1 protein-coding gene and 1 pseudogene are annotated in these 1,966 nt (G+C 38.0%); both read right to left on the reverse strand.

Annotated elements, in window-relative coordinates; genetic code table 11:
• Window positions 1–151 precede the first annotated feature (151 nt).
• A complete protein-coding gene (locus tag GO685_RS04935; RefSeq protein ID WP_175937825.1) occupies window positions 152–1,198 on the reverse strand; it encodes an NAD(P)H-dependent flavin oxidoreductase in 1,047 nt (348 codons plus the stop codon).
• Window positions 1,199–1,203: 5 nt separating this feature from the next.
• Window positions 1,204–1,720: pseudogene (locus tag GO685_RS05835) on the reverse strand (cytochrome b).
• Window positions 1,721–1,966 lie beyond the last annotated feature (246 nt).

Below are 1,966 nucleotides of genomic sequence, written 5' to 3' on the forward strand. Positions count from 1 at the left end.
CTCTGTTATATTCTTATGCATTGGGTAACCTCCTATTGTTGCTAAAATAGTGGAGTTTACCCTATTTCTCTCTCTACTCTCTTTCTAATCCGTAGTTAGCGTATTAAAACAGGGCAATTATGCCCTGTTGTGGACGATTACGGCGATTTGCTTATTGGCTGATATTTGCTTTGCTAATGATTGAGTTTTCCACTTCTACAGATTTGTTTTCAATATAATTGTTCGCCTGTTGAATTAACATATCTATCACTTCTTTTACGGGTCTTTCCCTATCAACCATGCCAACGCTTTGACCGGCCATTAAAGATCCTGTTTCAATATCTCCTTCGATAACTGCTCTTCTCAGAGCTCCAGCCCAGAACTTTTCTATTTCAAGTTGTCCGTCTTCCTTTGAGATTTGCCCCTTTTGGTACTTATCAATAACTTCTCTTTGGTGCTTCACAAAATCGTCACTTGCTTTGTTGGCTATGGCTCTTACTGGAATTACAGGAAAGTCAGCACTTATTTGTACAGAAGAAACCGCGTTACGCGCGGCTGATTTAATAAACACCTCCTTAAAATGTTTGTGAGCAATCGACTCGTTTGTGCAGACAAATAATGTACCTATTTGACAGCCACTTGCTCCCATTTCTAGGTAATTCACTATCATTTCGCCCCTTCCTATTCCACCTGCAACAAACACTGGTGTTTGCTCATTTTTAAAGTAAGGCAATATCTCTTGCGCGAGAACAGAAGTGCTAACTGGACCTATATGCCCACCTGCTTCCATTCCTTCTATTATTAATGCATCTACCCCTATTTTCACTAACCTTTTCGCAAGGCTTAATGATGGTGCAAAACACATAACTTTAGTGCCCACATTCTTGATTTTTTCTATACTAGGTTTTGTCGGTAACCCACCTGCAAGAACTATGTGGCTTACTTTTGCTTCAATACACACATCTATCAACTCACTCAAGTTTGGGTGCATAGTGATTAGATTGACGCCAAATGGCTTATTAGTTAGTTTCTGTGTCTCTGTGATTTCTTTTTTCAGCAATTCTGGAGACATAGCACCACATGCAATTACGCCAAAACCACCAGCGTTTGAGATTGCTGAAACCAAGCTTCTTTCTGAAACCCAGCTCATAGCACCGCCCATTATTGCAAACTCACTACCAAGAAAATCCGTTCCTTTTTTCCAGAGATTGCTCAACATATAATCTATATAATGCGTTTAAAAATGTTTTGCTTATCTATCAATGTGTGTTTTAAAGCAGCAAGTATATGCAAGACTATAAGGAATATTATAAAGTACGCAAGTATTGAATGTAGCCCATTGGCAGCACTCGCTAGCTCTTTGTTTTTACTGATCAGCAAAGGGATATGAAAAAAATACTTGATCTTTTTGTCAGAAGCAGAAGACATAACCAGATAATGGCATGAGTATCATTAAAGAATATAAACCAAAGTGTACTGCTTTACTCGCATTGATTATAAGCCGAGAAAAATTTGCTGGAAGTGGCGGAATGCGAGTAAAGGCGCGAAAAAATATGCGTATTACGACCAACCCAAAAACAGTGACTCCGCAAGCCTTGTGAATGGCGTATATGCTGAATTTAAACTCATTGCTAGCTGGCAAGCTTTTCATATAAAACCCAGAGCAGAGCATACCAATAATAAAAACAGCCATCAACCAATGAATAATCCTTAAACCTAAGCTATATTTATTGTCTTCCATTTTGATTACTCTAAAGTAGTCTCTGTGAAAAAAGTTTGTCATGAGAAAATAAGGAAAGATGTAGCAAAAACTGGTAGTTTAACTTAGCCACAAATAGAGAAACTACCAATGGCATATTATATAAAAGAAGGAAATTGAAAACAAGTTTTTAGTTCTTTGAAAAGCGTGAAAGGAATACACAGCAAGAGCAAAGAGAAATTGAGAATATTTGTGGAAACAGTGTGGTACATGGCCAAAAGTGGCTGC

The organism is Wolbachia endosymbiont of Madathamugadia hiepei, from assembly GCF_013366855.1.
In the GTDB taxonomy this organism is placed as follows: Bacteria; Pseudomonadota; Alphaproteobacteria; order Rickettsiales; family Anaplasmataceae; genus Wolbachia.

Coding starts and splice junctions, on each gene's coding strand:
- GO685_RS04935 (WP_175937825.1), bottom strand. CDS start 1,198: ATGTTGAGCAATCTCTGGAAAAAAGGAACGGATTTTCTTGGTAGTGAG.